Source organism: Microbacterium sp. GXF7504, from assembly GCF_054798235.1.
Map to the genome: position 1 here is coordinate 627,269 of NZ_JBSJZI010000003.1, position 19,004 is coordinate 646,272.

The window sequence follows — 19,004 nt, forward strand, 5'->3', positions numbered from 1 at the left end:
GGAGCTCAGCGGGCGGCGTCGGCGACCGTGGTGAGCTGCAGCAGCCCCTCGCCGACGATGGACAGCGCGCCGATGACGGCGGGGGAGGCCTGGGTCTCCTGGATGAGCGAGCGGTAGGCGGTCGTCACCGGGTCGCGGCGCACCGGGTCGGAGACCGCGCCGCCGGCGAGCACGCGTGGCACGAGCACGGTGCCGCCGGGGCGCACCAGGCGCAGACCGTGCTCGACGTATTCGATGACGCCGTCCGGGTCGGCGTCCACGAGCACGACGTCGTAGGACGCCTCGTTCATGCGGGGGAGCACGTCGGCGGCGCGGCCGGTGATGAACCGGGCGCGGGCGGGCGGGATGCGGGCGTCCTGGAACGCCTGGCGGGCGGCCGCGAGGTGCTCCGGCTCCTTGTCGATCGTGGTGAGGACCGCGCGGGGCGAGCCGTGCAGCAGCCAGAGGCCGGAGACGCCGGCGCCGGTGCCGATCTCGACGATGTTCAGGGCGCCGGACGCGCGGGCGATGACCGCGCACTGCGCACCCACCGGGGCGCTGATCGGTTCCGCGCCGAGCTCCAGCGCGTGTGCGCGGGCCCGGGCGATCGGATCGGGTTCGACGGTCGCCTCGAGGGCGAACCGTGCATTCGCGTCGCTCGCACTCATGTGTTCCTCCGCTGATCAGCCTACGGGTACGCCGCGCACGGGACGGACAGGCGCGGCGGGTAACCTGAGAGCATGTTCTTCGGCCTCACGATCGAGAAGCTGCTGGTGATCGGTGTGATCGCCGCCTTCCTCATCGGGCCGGAACGGCTGCCCCGGTACGCGGAGGCGCTCGCGAAGTTCACGACGCGGGCACGCGACTTCCTCAGCGGTGCGAAGACGCGCGTCAAGGAGGAGATGGGCGAGGACTTCGACGACGTCGACTGGCGCAAGCTCGACCCGCGCCAGTACGACCCGCGTCGCATCATCCGCGAGGCGCTGCTCGACGACCCGCCCACCGCCACGGTCCGGGCCGCGGGCACCGCCGCGGCGGCGACGGCGGCGCTGGCGCCCGCGCCGAAGAAGCCGGAGCGCTACGACGCCGCATCCGGGGAGCTGCCCCCGTACGACACCGAGGCCACCTGACGGGAGCGCTCAGCCCGGGCGGACGGCGAGCGACCGGCCCGAGAGACCGGGACCGGCCGCGACCACCGCGGCGGCCAGCGCGTCGATCGCGCGCGCGGCGGGATCCGCGGGGTCCGCGACCACGACCGGGGTCCCGGCGTCGCCCGCGGCGCGGAGCGCGGGGGAGAGGGGGACGGACGCCAGGAGCGGCACCGTCCCGGCATCCGTCGACAGCCCCGAAGCGACCACGGCGCCGCCGCCCGACCCGAACAGGTCGAGCACCGTGCCGTCGGGCATCGTCATCGGCGCCATGTTCTCCACGACGCCCAGCACCCGCTGCCCCGTCTGCCGCGCGACGACGCCGCTGCGGATCGCGACGTCGGCCGCGGCGGGCTGCGGCGTGGTGACCACGAGCACCTCCGCGTGCGGCAGCAACTGACCGACCGAGATCGCGATGTCGCCGGTGCCGGGCGGCATGTCCAGCAGCAGCACGTCGAGGTCGCCGAAGTGCACGTCGGTGAGGAACTGCTGCACGGTGCGGTGGAGCATCGGTCCGCGCCAGGCGACCGCCGCGCGCTCGTCGCCCTCGCGGAGGAACATGCCGATCGAGACGACCTTCACGTCGTACGCGACCGGCGGCACGATGAGGTCGTCGATGCGGGTGGGTCGGACGGTGCGCCCGGCGGCGTCGACGAGGCCGAGCAGGCCCGGGATGGAGAAGCCGTGCACGTCGGCGTCGACGAGGCCGACCTTCAGCCCGCGGGCCGCGAGCGCGACGGCGAGGTTCGCGGTCGTCGACGACTTGCCCACCCCGCCCTTGCCGCTCGTGACCGCGATGACCCGGGTGAGCGAGTCCGCGGTGAACGGGATGCCGCGCGGGCGCCCGGCCCGGAGCCGTTCGGTGAGCACGGCCCGCTCGGCCGGCGTCATGACGCCGAGGACGACCTCGGCCCGCCCGATCCCGGTGACGGCCTCGGCAGCGAGGCGCACCTCGCGCTCGATGCGGTCGGCGGCCGGGCAGCCGACCACCGTGAGCCGCACGTCGACGCGGGCGACCCCCTCCTCGGCGGTGACGTCGCCGATCATGTCGAGCTCGGCCAGCGGACGGCGCAGCTCCGGGTCGACGACGGCGCCCGCCGCATCCCGCACCCGTGCGATCAGGTCGGGGTCAGCGTTCACGCGCGTCCCGCTCCTCGCGCTCGGCGCGTTCGCGCCGCTCGGCCCGGCGGCGGCGCTCCTCGCGCTCCGCGGCCTCGTGCGGCGTCTCGCCCGACGCGCGGGCGTCCAGGTCCTCCACCAGGGCGCGCAGCTCGTCGCGCAGCCCCTCGCGGGTCACGACCTCGCCGGAGAGGTCGTTCATCGCCATGCGCAGCGCCACGATCTCCCGGGCCAGGTACTCGGTGTCGGCGAGGTTGCGTTCGGCGCGCTGGCGGTCCTGCGCGATCTGCACGCGGTCGCGGTCGTCCTGCCGGTTCTGCGCGAGCAGGATGAGCGGCGCCGCGTACGAGGCCTGCAGCGACAGCATGAGCGTCAACGCGGTGAACCCGTTCGCCGCGGCGTCGAAGCGCAGGTGGGGCGGTGCCATCGTGTTCCACGCGATCCACGCGAGGCAGAACACGGTGAGCGCGACGAGGAACCACGGCGTGCCCATGGCGCGGGCGATCCACTCGGTGGCCCGCCCGAACCGGTCGCGGGAGGGCTGCGGGGCGCGGCCGATGCGGCCGGCGCGGTCGAGCGGCGCGTCGAGCGTGGGCTTCCGGGATGCGCGGGCCATCAGCGCCCCCTCTGCGCGGTCGGATGCGGCTCGTCCTCGTCGCCGGCGCGCCAGTCGTCGGGCAGCAGGAAGTCGAGCACGTCGTCCACGGAGACCGCGCCGAGCAGGCGCCCTGCGGCGTCGACGACGGGCAGTGAGACGAGGTTGTACGAGGCGAGCAGTCTCGCGACCTCGCTCGCCGGCGCCGAGGGGGCGACCGCCTCGAGCGAGTCGTCGATGATCGCGCCCAGCCGTTCGTGCGGCGGGTAGCGCAGCATCCGCTGGAAGTGCACGACCCCCAGGAGCCGTCCGGTGGGCGTCTCGTACGGCGGCAGCGTGATGAACACGGCGGCGGCGAGGGCGGGATGCAGCTCGTGCCGGCGGATGAGCGCGAGCGCCTCCGCGACGGTCGCGTCGGCCGACAGCACGATCGGCTCGGGCGTCATGAGTCCGCCGGCGGTCTCGGGGCCGTACTGGAGGAGCGTGCGGACGTCCTCCGCCTCCTCCGGCTCCATCAGCTCGAGGAGCTCCTCGAGCCGGTCCTCCGGCAGCTGGCCGAGGAGGTCGGCGGCGTCGTCGGGCTCCATGTGGTCGAGGATGTCGGCCGCCCGCTCGTCGCCGAGCGCCTCCAGGATGTGCACCTGCTCCTCCTCCGGCATCTCCTCGAGCGCGTCGGCGAGCCGGTCGTCGGTGAGCTCCTCGGCGACCTCGATGAGCCGCTCGTCCGGGAGGTCGAGGAGGGTGTTGGCGAGGTCGGCGGGCTTCAGGTCGGCGTAACTGGCCGCGAGGTGCTCGGCCGACTGCGCCTCGCCCGGCCGCTGCCGCTGGTGCACCTCGTTCCAGTGCGCGAAGGTCGTCGGACCCTTCGCGAAGGGGGACGCGCTCGTCTTGGGCTTGCGCAGGAACAGCTGGCCGACGCTCCACTCGCCCAGGCGGTCGCGCTCGATCGCGACGTCCTCGATGACGGCCTGGCCGCCGCCGTCGCCGAGCGTCACCTTGCGGCCGACGAGCTCCGCGATCACGCGCACCTCGCCGCCGCGCTGCTGGAACCGGCGGACGTTGATGAGGCCCGTCGTGATGACCTGCCCGGACTCGATCGTGGTGACGCGGTTGATGGAGAGGAACACGTGCCGGCGGCCGGGGATCTCGACCACGAGTCCCACGACGCGGGGGGAGTCGTCGGTGCGGTAGATCACCACGACGTCACGGACCTTCCCCAGGCGGTCGCCGGAGGGGTCGAAGACGGCGCACCCCGCCAGGCGCGCGACGAAGACCCGCTGTGTGCTCACCCGACCAGCGTAGCCCCGGCATCCGGCCCGGCCGGGTGGCTGCGCCCGCGTGGCAGGATGGACGGATGAGCATGTCAGGCGGTGCGCCGTTCGCGGCCGGATCGGCGGAGGCGGGGGAGACCGTCGCCTCCTTCACCGCGTACGAGGGCGCGCAGAAGGCGGTCTCGCAGCTGATCGCCGCCGAGGTGCCGGCGCGGGAGATCGCGATCGTCGGCGAGGGGCTCCGCTCGGTCGAGCGGGTGACCGGCCGGCTCGGCTACGCGACGGCCGCGCGCTCCGGCGCGGTGAACGGCCTCATGCTGGGCGTGCTGTTCGCGGCGATCTTCGTCCTGGGCAGTCCCACGGTCGCCCTGCAGGTGTTCGTCGGGGTGCTGCTGCTCGGCGTGGCGCTCGGGATGCTGCTGAACATCGTCATGTTCGCGATCGTCCGGCGCAAGCGCGACTACGCCTCGGTGATGCAGGTCGCCGCCGACCGCTACGAGGTCAAGGTCACCGCCGCCAACGCGGCGAAGGCGCGTGCCGCGCTCGGCACCCGGCCCGTCGAGCAGGCTCCCGCCGTGCCGCCGGCCGCCGCGACCGAACCGCCGCGCTACGGCGAGCGGATCCCCGCCGAGCCGCCCCGCTACGGGGAGCGGATCACGCCGTCACCGGCTCCCGTCCAGGACGCCGGGCGCCAGGACGAGGGCGACCCGCAGCCCGACGCGACCGCGGCGGACGCGGACCCTGAGGACCGCGCGGCCCCGCCGCGCGACTGACCGCAGCCGGGGAGGCGCCCGCCCCGGGGATCAGCCGCGCAGGCGTGCGACCCAGGCCTCGACCTCGTCCGCCGTGCGCGGGATCCCGGCCGACAGGTTCACCGGGCCGTCGGCGGTCATGAGGACGTCGTCCTCGATGCGCACGCCGATGCCGCGGTACTCCGCCGGCACCGTGAGGTCGTCGATCTGGAAGTACAGGCCGGGCTCGATCGTGAACACCATGCCCGGCTCCAGCACGCCGTCGTAGTACATCTCACGGCGGGCCTGCGCGCAGTCGTGCACGTCGATGCCGAGGTGGTGGCTCGTGCCGTGCACCATGTAGCGGCGGTGCTGCCCACCGCGATCGGCGTCCAGCGCCTCCTCGGCGGTGACCGGCAGCAGGCCCCACTCGGCCGTGCGGGCGGCGATGACGCGCATCGCGGCCTCGTGCACCTCGCGGAACCGCACCCCCGGTCGGGCCGCGGCGAAGGCCGCGTCCGCGGCCTCGCGCACGGTCTCGTACACGCGGCGCTGCACCTCGGAGAAGGTGCCGTCCACCGGGATCGTGCGGGTGATGTCGGCGGTGTACAGGCTGTCGACCTCGACGCCAGCGTCCACGAGCATGAGGTCGCCCGGGCGCACCGCCCCGTCGTTGCGGGTCCAGTGCAGATAGCAGGCGTGGGGGCCCGCGGCCGCGATCGTGTCGTAGCCCTCCCAGTTGCCCTCGCTCCGGGCGCGCAGGTGGAAGACCCCCTCGACGACCCGCTCGCCGCGGGGGTGGGCGACGATCCGGTCGAGGTTCGCGACGATGTCGTCGAAGCCCGCGCCGGTCACCTCGACGGCGAGGCGGAGCTGCGCGATCTCGTACTCGTCCTTGACCAGACGCAGCTCGGAGACGAACCGGTCGAGCTCCTCGTCACCGCCGACCGTGCGGTCGGCCTCGCCGGCACGGAACGCGTCGATGTGCGCCGTCGCGATGCCGAGGTCGGCCGCCACCTCGGCGAGGGAGGGGCGCGGCCCGATCCAGAACTCGCCGATCGACGCGTCGCCGTAGAACTCGGCCGTGGTGCGGTCGGCCCGCTCGCGGAAGTACAGGGTCACGTCGTGCCCGACCTGCTCGCGGGGCTCGAACACGAGCACCGCGCCCGGTTCGGCGTCGGCGGCCCAGCCGGTCAGGTGCGCGAACGCGGAGTGCGCGCGGAACGGGTAGTCCGTGTCGTTGCTGCGGACCTTCGCCTCCCCGGCCGGGACCACCAGACGCTGTCCCGGGAACGCGGCGGAGACCGCGTCGCGGCGGCGGGCGGTGTACGCGGCCTGCTCGCGCGGCGTCGGTGCGACGGCGGGCCGGGAGGCCCAGCCCGTGGAGATCGTGTCGAGGAACCCCTGCGGGAACGGCTGCTTGCGGTTCGCGATCACCGGCTTCTCGGTGCGCTCCTGCTCGGCCTGCTGCATCGCCTGTTCGTTCATCGTCATCCCGTCTCGTGTGCCGTCTGCCCAGTCTTCCACCGTGCGCCTCAGCCGGCGCGCTCCAGCTGCACCACGAGCGGCCGGTGGTCGCCGCCCGTCCCGTCCAGCGAGGAGAGCACGACCGACCCGGTCGCCGTCCACGCGGAGCCCACCAGCACGTGGTCGAGCGGCGCCCCGGCGAGGGCCGGGAGCTTCGTGGGCCAGGTGCCGACCGCACCGTTGCCGGTCGCGGCCGCCGCATCCGTGCATCGTCCGAGGTCCGCGCCGTCGACGCCGAGGCGCGCGAAGTGGTCCAGGGTCGCGTTGAAGTCGCCCGCCATGATCACATCGTCCGTGGCGCACTGGTCGGCGAGCCACTGCAGGTCGTGCCGCCAGCCGGCCATGGCGTCCTCGCGCGGCGCCACCGCGTGCGCGGCGACGATCGTCGGTCCGTCGCCGGAGACCGGCATCGCGACGACGGAGGGGACGGTCGAGGTGTTGCTGGAGCCGTCCTCGGCGGAGTCGATGACGGCGTAGTCGCCGAGCCGGGGGCTGACGAGCAGGGTGGTCGAGTCGGCCGCCCAGCCGTCCGTGCCGTACTGCGTGTGGTACGCCCACATCGGCTGCCCGAGCTCCCTCATCGCCACCGCGACCTGCGCCCCGGTCTCGATCGTGGTCTCCGGCAGGCTCACGATGTCGGCGCTCATCGCCACCGCCGTCTGGGCGATGGTCTCCGGCGAGGTCGCGTCGCCCGCGGTGTTCCAGGTCATCACCCGCACCGCCGCATCCGTCTTCTGCGGCAGCGTGGGGGTGCCGAGCCCGCGGTCGACCACGATCACGACGCCGACGCCGGCGGCCAGCGCGGACACGAGCGCGAGCGACAGGACGAGCCGGCGGATCGGGCGCACCACGGCGGCGAGCAGCAGCACGAGCACGAGCACCGCGAAGGCGGCCGTCAGCACGGTGCGGAACGCGACGATCTGCGCGACCGGGAACGTCCGCTCGACCCGGAAGAAGCCGGGCCAGGTGAGCACCGCCGCCGCGATCGCGAACAGGACCGTCACGAGGATCCGGAACAGGCGAAGCACCCTGCGAGCCTAGGCAGTCAGGCTGTGAATCCGACGGACGGCGCCCCGCGGTACGCTCGGTGCGTGGACGGCACCGGGCGCACTGAGGCACGCGGCGACCTGCACCTGCACTCGGTGCGATCCGACGGCACCGAGCCGCCCGAACAGGTGATCGCCGCCGCGCACCGGCACGGCCTGCGCACCGTCGCGCTCACCGACCACGACACGACCGCCGGGTGGGCGGAGGCGGCGGACGCGGCCGTCTCGCTCGGGATGACGCTCATCCCCGGGATGGAGCTCTCTGCGCTCCACGAGTGGCGCAGCGTCCATCTGCTCGCGTACCTGTTCGACCCGGACGACGCGGCGCTGCGCGCCGAGACCGACCGGATCCGCGACGCGCGCCTGGGGCGCGCCGAGCGGATCGTGGCGAACATCGGCCGCGACTACGACTTCACCTGGGACGACGTGATCGCCCAGACCTCCGACGGCGCGACCGTCGGGCGGCCCCACATCGCGGACGCCCTCGTCGCGCGGGGGCTCGCGAAGGACCGCGGCGACGCCTTCGCGGGCATCCTGCATCCGCGCGAGCCCTACTACGTGCCGCACTACGCGCCGGACCCGCTGACCGCGGTGCGGCTCGTGGTCGCCGCCGGCGGGGTGCCGGTGATCGCGCACCCGGCGGGGCGCGACCGGATGCTGCCGATGCCGGTGCTCGAGGGACTCATCGACGCCGGGCTCGCCGGGTTCGAGATCGAGCACCGGGAGAACACGGAGGCGGGCAAGCGGGTCCTCCGCGACCTCGCCGTGCGGCACGACCTCATCACGACCGGGTCGAGCGACTACCACGGTCGCGGCAAGCCGAACGTGCCGGGGGAGCACACCACGAGCGCCGCGATGATCGCGCGCATCGTCGAGCGCGGAACGGGAAGCGCCCCCGTCACACCGTGACGGGGGCGCGGGATCCGCTGCCGGGGCTCAGGCGCCGGCGGCCGGTGCGCCGCCCGCGCCGGACCGACGCCGACGGCGCCGGCGGCGGGCGGCTGCGGGCTTGCCGTCCTGGTGCTGCGACCCGCCGCCGTCGTGCGTGCCGCCGCCCTCGGCGCGCTCGCCCGCGGGCGAACCCTGCTCGGTGACGGTCTCGGTGGCGGGGGCGCCCTCGGTCTTCGCGCCGGAGCGCGACCGGCGACGGCGCGGGGCGCGGTCGCCCGAGCCGTCCTGCGTCTTGACCGCGGCGGTCTTCGGGGCCGTGGTGATGCGGCCCTTCGTGCCCTCCGGGATGCCGAGGTCCGTGTAGAGGTGGGGGCTGGAGGAGTAGGTCTCGACCGGCTCGGGCTGTCCGAAGTCCAGCGCCCGGTTGATGAGGGCCCACTTGTGCAGGTCGTCCCAGTCGACGAAGGTGACGGCGATGCCGGTCTTGCCGGCGCGGCCGGTGCGGCCGGCGCGGTGCAGGTACGTCTTCTCGTCGTCGGGGATCGTGTGGTTGATCACGTGCGTCACGTCGTCGACGTCGATGCCGCGGGCGGCGACGTCGGTCGCGATGAGCACGTCCTTCTTCCCGGCCTTGAACGCGGCCATCGAGCGCTCGCGCGCCTCCTGGCTCATGTCGCCGTGCACGGCGCCGGCGTTGAAGCCGCGGTCGTTCAGCTCGTCGACGAGCTTCTGCGCGGCGCGCTTGGTGCGGGTGAACACGACCGTCTTGCCGCGGCCCTCGGCCTGCAGGATGCGGGCGATGACCTCGTCCTTGTCGAGCGAGTGGGCGCGGTACACGAGGTGGCGGATGTTCGCCTGCGTGAGGCCCTCGTCGGGGTCGGTGGCGCGGATGTGGATCGGGTTCGACATGAACCGGCGGGCGAGCGCCACGATGGGCCCCGGCATGGTCGCCGAGAACAGCTGCGTGTGGCGGACCGGCGCGACCTTCTGGAAGATCTTCTCGATGTCGGCGAGGAAGCCGAGGTCGAGCATCTTGTCGGCCTCGTCCAGCACGACCTCGGTCGCGTGGGAGAGGTCGAGCAGCCGCTGCCCGGCGAGGTCGATGAGCCGGCCGGGCGTGCCCACCACGATCTGCGCGCCGGCCTGCAGCTGCTCGATCTGGCCCTCGTACGCCTTGCCGCCGTAGATGGCGACGACGCTCGTGGCGCGGTTCTGGGTGAGCAGGTCCATGTCCTCGTACACCTGCACGGCGAGCTCGCGCGTGGGGACCACGATGAGCGCCTTCACGCCGGGGGCCGGGTCCAGGCCCAGCCGCTGCACGACGGGGACGCCGAAGCCGAAGGTCTTGCCGGTGCCGGTCTTGGCCTGGCCGATGATGTCCTGGCCCGGGAGCGACAGCGGGATGGTCTGCTCCTGGATGGGGAAGGAGTCGACGATGCCGCGGGCGGCGAGGGCGTCGACGATGTCCTGGTCGACGCCGAGTTCGGCGAAGGTCGTCACGATATGAACCTGTCTGGTCGAGGGCGGCGCGGTGCCGCCGGCGGTTGTCCACGCCCTCTCTCAGATCCCAGGCGCGGCGGCCCCGATCCGAATGCCGGGGCGGGCTCCACGATACCCGAGCCGTAGGCTGTACCGCGTGTGGGACTGGCTGCGACGACTGCTCGGACGGGGACGACCCGCGGTGCGCGCGTTGCGCCTGCGCTCCCGCGACGAACTCGAGCGGACCCCGCGGGTGCGCTTCGAGGAGCTCGCCCCGGACGTGGACACGTTCCTCGGGCAGGCGGCCTACCTGCAGCTCGGCTACTTCGAGACGCTGAGCGGCATGATCGCGACGACCCCCGACCTCGCGCACAAGGAGGCCATCTCCCGTGCGGCGGGCGCTGCGCTGCTGAAGCACCGCGGCCTCGTCGAGCTCATCCGGGAGCGGGGCGAGGACCCGACGCTGACGATGCTGCCGTTCCGGGAGCCGCTGGACGCGTTCCGCGTCGCGACCCACGGCGTGCGCCCGCAGGAGACGCTGCTGTCGGTGCACATCACGGCGGGCATGCTCGACGACTTCTACCTGGCGCTGTCGGAGGGGTACGGCGAGACGGGGCGCCGGGTCGCCCGGATCCTCCGCTCCGACGACGACCGGCAGGCCGTGGTCGCGATCCTCGCCGACACGATCGCCGCCGACGCGGAGTGGGCGTCGCTGCTGGCGCTGTGGGGCCGGCGGCTCGTCGGCGACACGCTGCTGGTCGCCCGCGCCGCGCTCCGCGAATCGGATGCGGACGCCGCCGAGCGGGTGGAGCCGGTGTTCACGCGGCTGCTCGCCGGGCACACCGAGCGGATGGCCGCGCTCGGCCTCGCCTCCTGACCGGGCCGCGCTCCCCGACGGGCGCGTGCGGCGTCCCGCGGCTGCGGCGGCCTCAGCCGAGCTTCAGACGCTCGCGCTCACGGGCGTCGTGCGTCTCACGCGTGCGGGCCAGCACGACACCGGCCACGACGACGACCACGACGGGGGCGAGGATCGACGCGAGCCAGATCCACGGGTCCGCGCCGGTGAGCCCGACCCAGGTCAGCAGCATCCAGACGGCGCCGCCGACGACCGTGCCGAGCATCGGCAGGAGCAGCATCCCGCGCCGGTCGCGACCGGGCAGGACCGCCTGCGCGATCGAACCCACCACCGCGCCGAAGACGAGCGCGAGCAGGATCTCCACGGTCGGCTCAGGCGACGAAGCCGACGCGGCGCGCCTGGTCGGAGCCGAGCTCCACGTAGGCGAGGCCGGCGGTCGGCACGACGTACGAGCTGCCCTTCACGTCGGTGAAGGTGAGGAACGGGGCGCCGGCGGACAGCGCGTCGGCGATCGACTGCTTCACGGACTCGGCCGAGTCGTTCGTCTCGAAGCCGAGTTCACGGCCGGTGTTCGCGATGCCGATGCGGATCTCCACGGGGCTGCCTTCCTTCCGGACCATTCCTTTGAGGCCACCAGAACTCTACGGTACGGACGGACCGCCCCGGCCCCGCGCACGCTGTGGGCGAACGCGGCGCGGCCGGGCGGTGTCGGCGGCGCCGGGTAGCGTGGCGGACGTGGACACCCGACCCGTGCTGGACCCCGCGCAGGCGGCGGTGGTCGCGCTGCCGCCCGCGGCCTCCGCGGTCGTCGTCGGCGGCCCCGGGAGCGGCAAGACCACCGCGCTCGCGGAGCGTCTCCGGGTGCTCGCCGAGACGGCGGGCACCGCCGACACCGCGCTCGTGCTCACCCCGTCCCGTCCGACCGCGACGGCCCTGCGCGACCGGCTCGCGCTCACCGTGGGGCGGGCGACCTCCGGGCCCCTCGCGCGCTCGGTCGCGTCGTTCGCCTACGGGATCGTGCGTGCCGACGCCGTGCGCCGTGGCGCCCCCGCACCGCAACTGCTGACCGGCGGCGACGAGGACCAGCTGCTGCACGACCTGCTCCAGGGCGACGCCGACGACGAGGCGGCCGGGATCGTCCGGTGGCCGGAGGCGCTGCCCGCGGCGGTGCGCGCCGCACCCGCCTTCCGTGCCGAGCTCCGGGCGTTCCTGGCCGAGTGCACGACGCTCGGGATCACCCCCCGCACCCTCCGTGCCCGCGCCGAGGCGGAGGAACGACCGGTGTGGGCCGCGCTCGCCTCCTTCGCGGAGGACTACGCCGACGTCCGCGCCCGCATGCGCGGCGCCTTCCGCGACGCCGCCGGGCTCGTCCGCGAGGCTGCCGCGATCCTGCGCACCCCGGATGCGGCGGGGGTGCTGCCGCAGGGGCTGACCGCCGTGCTCGTCGACGACGCGCAGGAGCTCACGGTCGGGGGCGTCGACCTGCTCACGGCCCTCCACGACCGGGGGATCGCGGTCGTCGCGGCCGGCGACCCCGACATCGGCTCGGGGGCCTTCCGCGGGGCGCGGCCGGAGCACTTCGCCGCGCTCGTGACCCGGTTCGGGCTGCCGCTCGTGCTGGAGCGGTCGCACCGCGGCGGCCCGTTCGTGCAGGACGTCGTCCGCACCGTCGTCTCCCGCATCGGCGCCGCCGGCGTCGTGGCGCACCGGCGGCCGCAGGCAGGCGCCCACCCCGACGGGTCGGTGCGCACGCTCGTCCTGCGCTCCGCGGCCGAGGAGCTCGACGCGATCGCCCGGGTGCTGCGCGAGCGGCACATCCACGACCGGGTGCCGTGGGACCGCTGCGCGGTCATCGCGCACGACACCCGCCAGGTGGCGATGCTCGAGGCGGAGCTCTCCGCCCGGGAGATCCCGGCGCGCGCGCAGGGGGCGGCGGTGCCGCTCGGGACGCTGCGGGCGGTGCGCGACCTCGTCACGATCGTGCTCGCGGCCCTCGACCCGCAGCGCGAGGTACCGCCCGCCGACCTGTTGAGCGCGGCCGGGCTCGACCCGATCGAGCAGCGGCGACTGCGCGGCGCGCTCCGCCGGGCGAACCCCGACGTGTCCGCGTCCGGTGCGGAACTGCTCGCCGCGGCGCTCGCGGACCCGCTGGAACTGGACCTGCTCGACGGGAGGGAGGGCCGGTCGGCCGCCCGCCTCGCCCGCACCCTGCGGATGCTGCGCGAGCAGCACGCGGACGGCGCCACCGCCCACGAGCTGCTGTGGACCGCGTGGGAGCGCAGCGGCCACGAGCGCGCGTGGGCGCAGGCCGCCCGCGGGACCGGGCCGCTCGCGGCGCAGGCCGACCGCGACCTCGACGCGGTCGTCGCGCTCTTCCAGGCGGCCAAGCGCCATGGGGAGCGGTCGGTCGACGCCGAGCCGCTCGCGTTCCTCCGCAGCGTCCTCGACACCGACGTCGCGGAGGACCGCCTGGAGGCGGAGGCGCCCCGGCCGCGGGTGCGCGTCATGACGCCCGCGGGCGCGGTGGGCGTCGAGTTCGACACGGTCGTCGTCGCCGGCGTGCAGGACGGCGTCTGGCCGAACACGCGACTGCGCAGCGGGCTCCTGGAGACCTGGCGGCTCGGCGAGGGCCCGGAGGCGCCGAGCGCCACCGACCGCCGCCGCGGGGTGCTGCACGACGAACTGCGGCTGTTCGCCCGGTCGCTCTCGCGCGCCACCGGGACGGTGCTCGTCACCGCGGTCGACGACGACGACACCGGCCCGAGCCCGTTCTTCGAACTGCTGCCCCCGCCCGGCCGCCCGCCGGCCGAGCACCCGCTGTCGCTGCGCGGCCTGGTCGCCGCGCACCGTCGCACCCTCACCGAGGGGCGCGTCCCCGCATCCGCCCGCGCCCACGCGGCCGGTCAGCTCGCGCTGCTCGCCGCCGCCGGGGTCGCCGGCGCCGACCCGGCCCAGTGGTACGGCGGCCGCGGCCCCACCACGACCGCGCCGGTGCACGACCCGGTGCGCGAACCCGTGCGGGTCTCGCCGTCCCGGCTGCACGAACTCGAGGAGTGCCAGCTGAACTGGGTGATCGGCGACCTCGGCGGCGACCCGGGCTCGACCACCGCCGGCATCGGCACGCTCGTGCACCACGCCCTCGAGACCGCCTCCGGCGGCACCGAGGACGAACTCTGGGCCGCCGTGGAGCGACGCTGGGGCGAACTGGAGTTCGATTCGCCGTGGCGCGAGCGGGCCGAGCGGGTCCGCGCCCGCGACCTGGTCCGCCGCCTCCACCGCTACCTGCGCGCGTTCGAGTCCTCCGGCGGTGCGCTGCTCGGCGCGGAACCGCACTTCGAGGTGCCGGTGCCGCTCGGCGACGGCGGCGGACAGGCCCTCCTCAGCGGCTACATCGACCGGGTGGAGCGCACCGCGGACGGGAAGGTGGTCATCGTCGACGTGAAGACCGGGAAGCGCGAGCCGCAGACCGACGCGAAGGTCGCCGACCATCCGCAGCTCGCCGCGTACCAGCTCGCCCACGCCAGCGGCGCCCTGCCCGCAACCGCGGGCCTGCCCGCCGGCGGCGCGAAGCTCGTGGTGCTCTCGCCCACCTCCGCGAAGGCGGAGTGGGCCGAGCCCGCCCAGGGCCCGTTCGACCCGGAGCGGACGGAGGCGTTCCTCGCCCGCGTGCGCGAGAGCGTCGCGGTCATGAGCGGCACGCGCTTCCTCGCCGCGTACGAGGCGCACTGCCGGGACGAGTTCTCGTTCGGGCTCTGCCGCATCCACACGATCGGCGCGGTGAGCGCCTCGTGACCCTCGACACCGTGCTGACCCGCACGATCCCGGTGGTCTCGGCCGCAGCCCTCGCCGCCGCGCTCGGCCAGTTCCCGCCGACACCCGAGCAGGCCGCCGTCATCGAGGCGCCGTTCGCGCCCGCCCTGGTGGTCGCCGGCGCCGGCAGCGGCAAGACCGAGACCATGGCCGGCCGCGTGGTGTGGCTCGTCGCGAACGGGTTCGTCCGCCGCGACGAGGTGCTCGGACTCACCTTCACCCGGAAGGCCGCGGGGGAGCTCGCCGAGCGCGTGCGCCGGCGCCTCGCCCGCCTCGGCGAACTCGAACGCGCGGGCCTGCTGCCGGTGCTCGACGAGCTGCACGCGGGCGGTGCGCTCCAGGTGTTCGTGCAGGCCGAACGCGCCGGTGAAGACGAGGCCCGGCGCCGGGCGCTCGACGCGCTCGCCCGGCGGTTCCCCGCGCCGCCCGCGGACGCCGCCGCCGTCGAGGCGGACGCGCTGCTGGACCGGCCGAACATCGCGACTTACAACGGGTTCGCCGACGCGATCGTGCGCGAGCACGCGGTGCGGCTCGGTCGCGACCCGGAGGCCGCGGTGCTGTCCGAGTCCGCCGCGTGGCTCCTCATGCGGCGGGTGGTGCTGGAGTCCGACGACCCGCGGCTCGAGGAGCGCACCGAGTCGGTCCGTTCGATCGTCGACGCGGCACTGCGCATCGCCCGGGACGGCGTCGACAACCTCGTCGACCTCGACGCGCTGGCCGCATTCGGCGAACGGTTCCAACGGGTGCGGGACGTGCCGAGCGAGAACAAACGGACCGTCGTCTACAAGGACGTCGCGACGGCGGCCGACCGGCTCGCCGCCCTGCCGCTGCTGACCGACCTCGCGCGCGAGTACGCCGCCCGCAAGGACCGCCTCGCCGTGCTCGACTTCTCCGACCAGGTCGCGGGGGCCCTCGCCGCGGTGCGCGCCGATCCCGCCGTCCGCGCCGACCTGCGCGAGCGCTACCGGGTGGTGCTCCTGGACGAGTACCAGGACACGTCGGTCGTGCAGACCGACCTGCTCGCCGAGGTGTTCGCGGACACCGCCGTCATGGCCGTCGGCGACCCGCACCAGTCGATCTACGGCTGGCGCGGCGCGAGCGCCGGCAACCTCGGCGACTTCCCCCGCGCGTTCGCGCCGAACAGCGACTGCGGCACGTACTCGCTGCTGACGAGCTGGCGGAACGCCGCGCGCGTGCTCGTCGCCGCGAACGCGGTGCTCGGCCCGCTCGCCGCGACCGCACCGGTCCGGGTCGGCGAGCTGCGTCCCCGCCCGGACGCCCCCGAGGGGCTCGTCGAGGTGGCGGTCGCGTCGGACGTCGACGCCGAGGCCGACCGGGTGGCCGACTGGTTCGCGCAGGTGCGCGCCGAGCGGGCGGCGGCGGGGCAGCCGACCACCGGGGCCGTGCTGTTCCGGAGCAAGCGGCACATGGTGCGGTTCGCCGACGCGCTCGGCCGCCGCGGCATCCCGCACCGCATCCTGGGCCTGGGCGGACTCCTGGCCACCCCGGAGGTCGTCGACGTCGTCAGCGCGCTGCGGGTGATCGCCGACCCCACCGCAGGGTCCGCGCTCATCCGCCTCCTGGCCGGCCCGCGGTGGTCCATCGGCCTCGCCGATCTCGGCGCGCTCGCCCGGCTCGCCCGTCGCACCGGGCAGGAGGCCGAGGGCGCCTCGCTCTCCGACGCGCTCGAACTCGTGCTGCGTCGGAGCGACGACAGCGCCTCCCTCGCGGACTTCTCGTCCGAGGGGCTGACGCGCCTTCGCGAGGCGGCCGCCGTGTTCGCCGGGCTGCGCCGGGCCGCGGGCCTCGCGATCCCGGAGCTCATCCGGCTCGTCGAGAACGAGCTGCGTCTGGACGTCGAACTCGCGGCGAACGAGACCCGCGGCCCGGCCCGGATCGCGTCCGCCCAGCTGCGCGCGTTCATGGACGAGGTGCACGCCTTCCTCGCCGCGGACGAGCGCGGCACCCTGCCGAGCCTGCTCGCCTGGCTCGACCACGCCGAGAAGCTCGACGAGTTCGCCCCGCGCACCGAGCCGCCCGAGGACGACGTCGTGCAGCTGCTGACGATCCACGGCTCCAAGGGCCTGGAGTGGGATGCGGTCGCGGTCGTGCGCATGGTCGAGGACGAACTGCCCACCGCGCCCCGCGACAGCAAGGGCTGGTTGGCGTTCGGCGTGCTGCCCTCACCGTTCCGCGGCGACGCCGCCTGGCTGCCCGAGTTCGCGTGGGAGCAGGCGACCACGCAGCAGGAGCTCAAGCGGGCGATGGAGGACTTCGTCGAGGCGAACCGCGCCCGCACCCGTGAGGAGGACCGCCGGCTCGCCTACGTGGCGGTGACCCGCGCCCGCGACCGGCTGCTGCTCACCGCCTCGCCGTGGGCGGGCGGGAGGAGCGCGCGCACCCCCAGCCGGTTCCTCCGCGACATGACCGACGCGCTCGGCATCGCCCTCCCCGACGACGACCCGGGCGAGAACCCGTTCGACGGCGCCCGACGGATGCTGGAGTGGCCGATGGACCCGCTCGGCGGTCGGCGCGCACGCGTGGAGGCCGCCGCCGAGGCGGTCCGCGCCGCCCAGGCGGCACCCCCGGCGGAACCCGACCGCGACCTCGCGCTGCTCCTCGCCGAACGCGACGCGCAGCGCGCCGGCGTCGCAGGGACGGCGCCCACCCGCATCCCGGCGTCGCAGTTCAAGGACTTCGTCGCCGACTTCGACGACGCGGTCGCCCGCCGGGCTCGTCCGCTGCCGGAGAAGCCGTACCGGCAGACCCGACTGGGGACGCTCTTCCACGCCTGGGTGGAGGAGCGCTCCGGCGTCGCCGCCGGGCACGCCGGGCTCGACGACACCCTGTGGGACGATGAGGACGCCCCGCTCGGCGCGGACGCTGTCGGCGCCGACGAGCTGGAGGCCTTGGCGCGGCTGCAGCGGACGTTCATCGCATCCGAATGGGGTGGGCTCGCACCCATCGAGGTGGAGACCGAGATCGACTTCCGCCATGTCGGGCCGGACGGGCGCGAGCACGTCGTGATCTGCAAGCTGGACGCCGTGTACGCCCGCGGCGACCGCATCGAGATCGTCGACTGGAAGACCGGCCGGAGCCCCCGGAACGACGCCGAGCGTGCCGAGCGGATGGTGCAGCTCGACCTCTACCGGCAGGCGTACCACCAGCGGCACGGGGTGCCGCTGCACTCGATCGACGTCGCGCTGTACTACGTGGCGGAGGACCTCGTCATCCGCGCATGACGTCGCCGGTGTCGCTCCAGCGACGCAGCGCCGACTCCGATGCCCGGGTGGCCTCCTCGGCGTAGTCCTCGGGCTCGGCGGTCGCCGCCGTCGTGGGGTCTCCTTCGGGGCCGTCCTCGGCGACGGCGTCGTCGGGGTCACCGCCGGCGGTCGCGGTCCACTCGGAGAGGTCGACCGGCAGGGTCGGCACCGCGCCGCTGTCCGCGTCGGGGCGGTCGAGGCCGTTCGGGCCGTCGCCGCGTTCGGCGTCGGAGAGGTAGGCGGCCAGCTGCGTCGGGTCGTACGCGTCGGTCTGCATCGACGTGTCGACGCCGGTGCCGACCGGGACGGGGACCCGGTCGAGCAGCTCCACCGCGGCCGCGACGTCGCCGCCGCCGCGGGGGAGCAGGTCGGTGCCGCGGGTGCCGGTGGCGAGGTTCTGCAGCATCCTGGCCGCGTCGTCGACCACGGAACGGTCGTCGGTGTCGAGGCCGTGCAGGAGCCAGCGGGCGAACTCGAGTTCCGCGTACAGCCGGGCGCGCTCGGCCAGCAGCGCGTCGCCGGCGCGGTGCGTCGCCTCGCGGTAGGCGTCCAGCACGGCGTCCGCGCCGTCGGGGGCGGACGCGAGCCAGGAGAGGTCGACCGCCGGGTCGCCGACCGACAGGCCGTGCCAGCCCAGCACCGCGGTGAGGACCGGGCCCTCGGCGTCGTCCTCGAACACGAACCGGTCGGCGTCGGTGCCGCCGAGCACGACCGTGGGCTCGAACCGCCAGAGGGCGTCGTCGTCGATCGCCGCGCGCCAGCGGTCGCGCAGCGGTGCGTCGAGGAACCCGGTCGCGGCGGCCCGGTCGACCGTCCGGGACAGGTCGACCCGCTCCCGGTCGGGGCTGCGCACCGGCAACCCCTCCGCGCGGACGACCGAGACGGGCAGGTCGTGGATCGCGGCGAGGCCCCGCCCGATCGCCGCGGCCACGCCGCCGGGCGGCAGGTCCGCCGCGGTGACGCGGTAGCCGTCGAACCAGTCGACGACCGCCGCGGTCGCGTCGGACAGCACGGCGCGGCCGTGCACCGCCGGAGCGCGGAAGGGCAGCAGTGAGCGCAGGCCGGCCGAGAGGGACTCCAGCACCCGCAGCTCGTCGCGCAGCTCGCGGTCGGCGTCGGGGTCGGCGGCGGCGCGGACGACGAGCGTCCGACCGTCGGCGAGGTCGACCAGGGCCGCGTCGTATCGGCCGTCCCCGGTGCCGCCGAGCGCACGCGTGCGCACGACCTCGGAGTCCGGCACGGCCGCGGTCACCGCCGCGGCGAGGGTCAACGGGGATCGTGACATGCCC

At 75.0% G+C, this 19,004-nt stretch carries 16 protein-coding genes; 6 read left to right on the top strand and 10 right to left on the bottom strand.

The annotated features are described in order from the left end of the window. Positions 1-5: 5 nt before the first annotated feature. On the bottom strand, positions 6-647 hold the full coding sequence (locus ACWAUO_RS10375) for an O-methyltransferase (protein WP_460775194.1): 642 nt from the start codon (positions 645-647) through the stop codon (positions 6-8). Between the two features lie 72 nt (positions 648-719). Between ACWAUO_RS10375 and ACWAUO_RS10380 the strand changes: the two genes are divergently transcribed. Further along, positions 720-1,109, top strand: coding sequence for a Sec-independent protein translocase family protein (locus ACWAUO_RS10380; RefSeq protein ID WP_460775195.1), 390 nt, complete (start codon positions 720-722; stop codon positions 1,107-1,109). A gap of 9 nt (positions 1,110-1,118) precedes the next feature. Here the strand turns inward: ACWAUO_RS10380 and ACWAUO_RS10385 are convergent, their stop codons facing one another. Genes ACWAUO_RS10385 through ACWAUO_RS10395 form a run of 3 tightly spaced genes read right to left on the bottom strand, consistent with a single transcriptional unit; the run spans position 1,119 to position 4,130 of the window. Continuing rightward, on the bottom strand, positions 1,119-2,267 hold the full coding sequence (locus ACWAUO_RS10385) for an Mrp/NBP35 family ATP-binding protein (RefSeq protein ID WP_460775196.1): 1,149 nt from the start codon (positions 2,265-2,267) through the stop codon (positions 1,119-1,121). Next, a complete protein-coding gene (locus tag ACWAUO_RS10390) occupies positions 2,257-2,862 on the bottom strand; it encodes a DUF1003 domain-containing protein (RefSeq protein WP_460775198.1) in 606 nt (201 codons plus the stop codon). Before ACWAUO_RS10390 ends, ACWAUO_RS10385 begins: the two co-directional genes overlap by 11 nt. Then, positions 2,862-4,130, bottom strand: a complete 1,269-nt coding sequence (locus ACWAUO_RS10395; protein WP_460775199.1) for a magnesium transporter MgtE N-terminal domain-containing protein — start codon at positions 4,128-4,130, stop codon at positions 2,862-2,864. The genes ACWAUO_RS10390 and ACWAUO_RS10395 overlap by 1 nt, the downstream gene beginning before the upstream one ends. 65 nt (positions 4,131-4,195) lie before the next feature. Between ACWAUO_RS10395 and ACWAUO_RS10400 the strand changes: the two genes are divergently transcribed. Beyond that, the gene (locus tag ACWAUO_RS10400; RefSeq protein WP_460775201.1) at positions 4,196-4,885 is read left to right on the top strand and encodes a YflT domain-containing protein; all 690 of its coding nucleotides are present in this window, start codon (positions 4,196-4,198) and stop codon (positions 4,883-4,885) included. Between the two features lie 30 nt (positions 4,886-4,915). On the opposite strand, the gene ACWAUO_RS10405 is transcribed toward ACWAUO_RS10400, so the two are convergent. Together ACWAUO_RS10405 and ACWAUO_RS10410 are read right to left on the bottom strand one after the other, a co-directional pair. After that, positions 4,916-6,331: an aminopeptidase P family protein gene (locus ACWAUO_RS10405; protein ID WP_460775270.1), complete on the bottom strand. Its 1,416-nt coding sequence runs from the start codon at positions 6,329-6,331 to the stop codon at positions 4,916-4,918. 47 nt (positions 6,332-6,378) lie between these two features. Next, on the bottom strand, positions 6,379-7,398 hold the full coding sequence (locus ACWAUO_RS10410) for an endonuclease/exonuclease/phosphatase family protein (RefSeq protein WP_460775202.1): 1,020 nt from the start codon (positions 7,396-7,398) through the stop codon (positions 6,379-6,381). Positions 7,399-7,461: 63 nt separating this feature from the next. Between ACWAUO_RS10410 and ACWAUO_RS10415 the strand changes: the two genes are divergently transcribed. Beyond that, positions 7,462-8,325 (top strand): PHP domain-containing protein, encoded by an 864-nt coding sequence (locus ACWAUO_RS10415; protein ID WP_460775203.1) that lies wholly within the window; start codon positions 7,462-7,464, stop codon positions 8,323-8,325. Positions 8,326-8,352: 27 nt separating this feature from the next. On the opposite strand, the gene ACWAUO_RS10420 is transcribed toward ACWAUO_RS10415, so the two are convergent. After that, a complete protein-coding gene (locus ACWAUO_RS10420) occupies positions 8,353-9,807 on the bottom strand; it encodes a DEAD/DEAH box helicase (RefSeq protein WP_460775205.1) in 1,455 nt (484 codons plus the stop codon). 136 nt (positions 9,808-9,943) lie between these two features. On the opposite strand from ACWAUO_RS10420, the gene ACWAUO_RS10425 reads away from it, so the two are divergent. Beyond that, on the top strand, positions 9,944-10,663 hold the full coding sequence (locus ACWAUO_RS10425; protein WP_460775206.1) for a ferritin-like fold-containing protein: 720 nt from the start codon (positions 9,944-9,946) through the stop codon (positions 10,661-10,663). A gap of 52 nt (positions 10,664-10,715) precedes the next feature. On the opposite strand, the gene ACWAUO_RS10430 is transcribed toward ACWAUO_RS10425, so the two are convergent. Together ACWAUO_RS10430 and ACWAUO_RS10435 are read right to left on the bottom strand one after the other, a co-directional pair. Continuing rightward, positions 10,716-11,006 carry a GlsB/YeaQ/YmgE family stress response membrane protein gene (locus ACWAUO_RS10430; RefSeq protein ID WP_460775207.1) on the bottom strand — a complete coding sequence of 97 codons (291 nt, stop codon included), beginning with the start codon at positions 11,004-11,006 and terminating at the stop codon, positions 10,716-10,718. A gap of 7 nt (positions 11,007-11,013) precedes the next feature. Then, positions 11,014-11,238 (bottom strand): DUF3107 domain-containing protein, encoded by a 225-nt coding sequence (locus tag ACWAUO_RS10435; RefSeq protein WP_460775209.1) that lies wholly within the window; start codon positions 11,236-11,238, stop codon positions 11,014-11,016. Between the two features lie 139 nt (positions 11,239-11,377). On the opposite strand from ACWAUO_RS10435, the gene ACWAUO_RS10440 reads away from it, so the two are divergent. Both ACWAUO_RS10440 and ACWAUO_RS10445 read left to right on the top strand, forming a co-directional pair. Beyond that, positions 11,378-14,434 carry a PD-(D/E)XK nuclease family protein gene (locus tag ACWAUO_RS10440; protein ID WP_460775210.1) on the top strand — a complete coding sequence of 1,019 codons (3,057 nt, stop codon included), beginning with the start codon at positions 11,378-11,380 and terminating at the stop codon, positions 14,432-14,434. Then, positions 14,431-17,694, top strand: a complete 3,264-nt coding sequence (locus ACWAUO_RS10445) for a UvrD-helicase domain-containing protein (RefSeq protein WP_460775212.1) — start codon at positions 14,431-14,433, stop codon at positions 17,692-17,694. The genes ACWAUO_RS10440 and ACWAUO_RS10445 overlap by 4 nt, the downstream gene beginning before the upstream one ends. Here ACWAUO_RS10445 and ACWAUO_RS10450 read toward each other — a convergent pair. Next, entirely contained in the window at positions 17,681-19,000 is a 1,320-nt protein-coding gene (locus ACWAUO_RS10450) for a phosphotransferase (protein ID WP_460775213.1), read from the bottom strand. The two genes, ACWAUO_RS10445 and ACWAUO_RS10450, sit on opposite strands and share 14 nt — an antisense overlap. Positions 19,001-19,004: the final 4 nt, after the last annotated feature.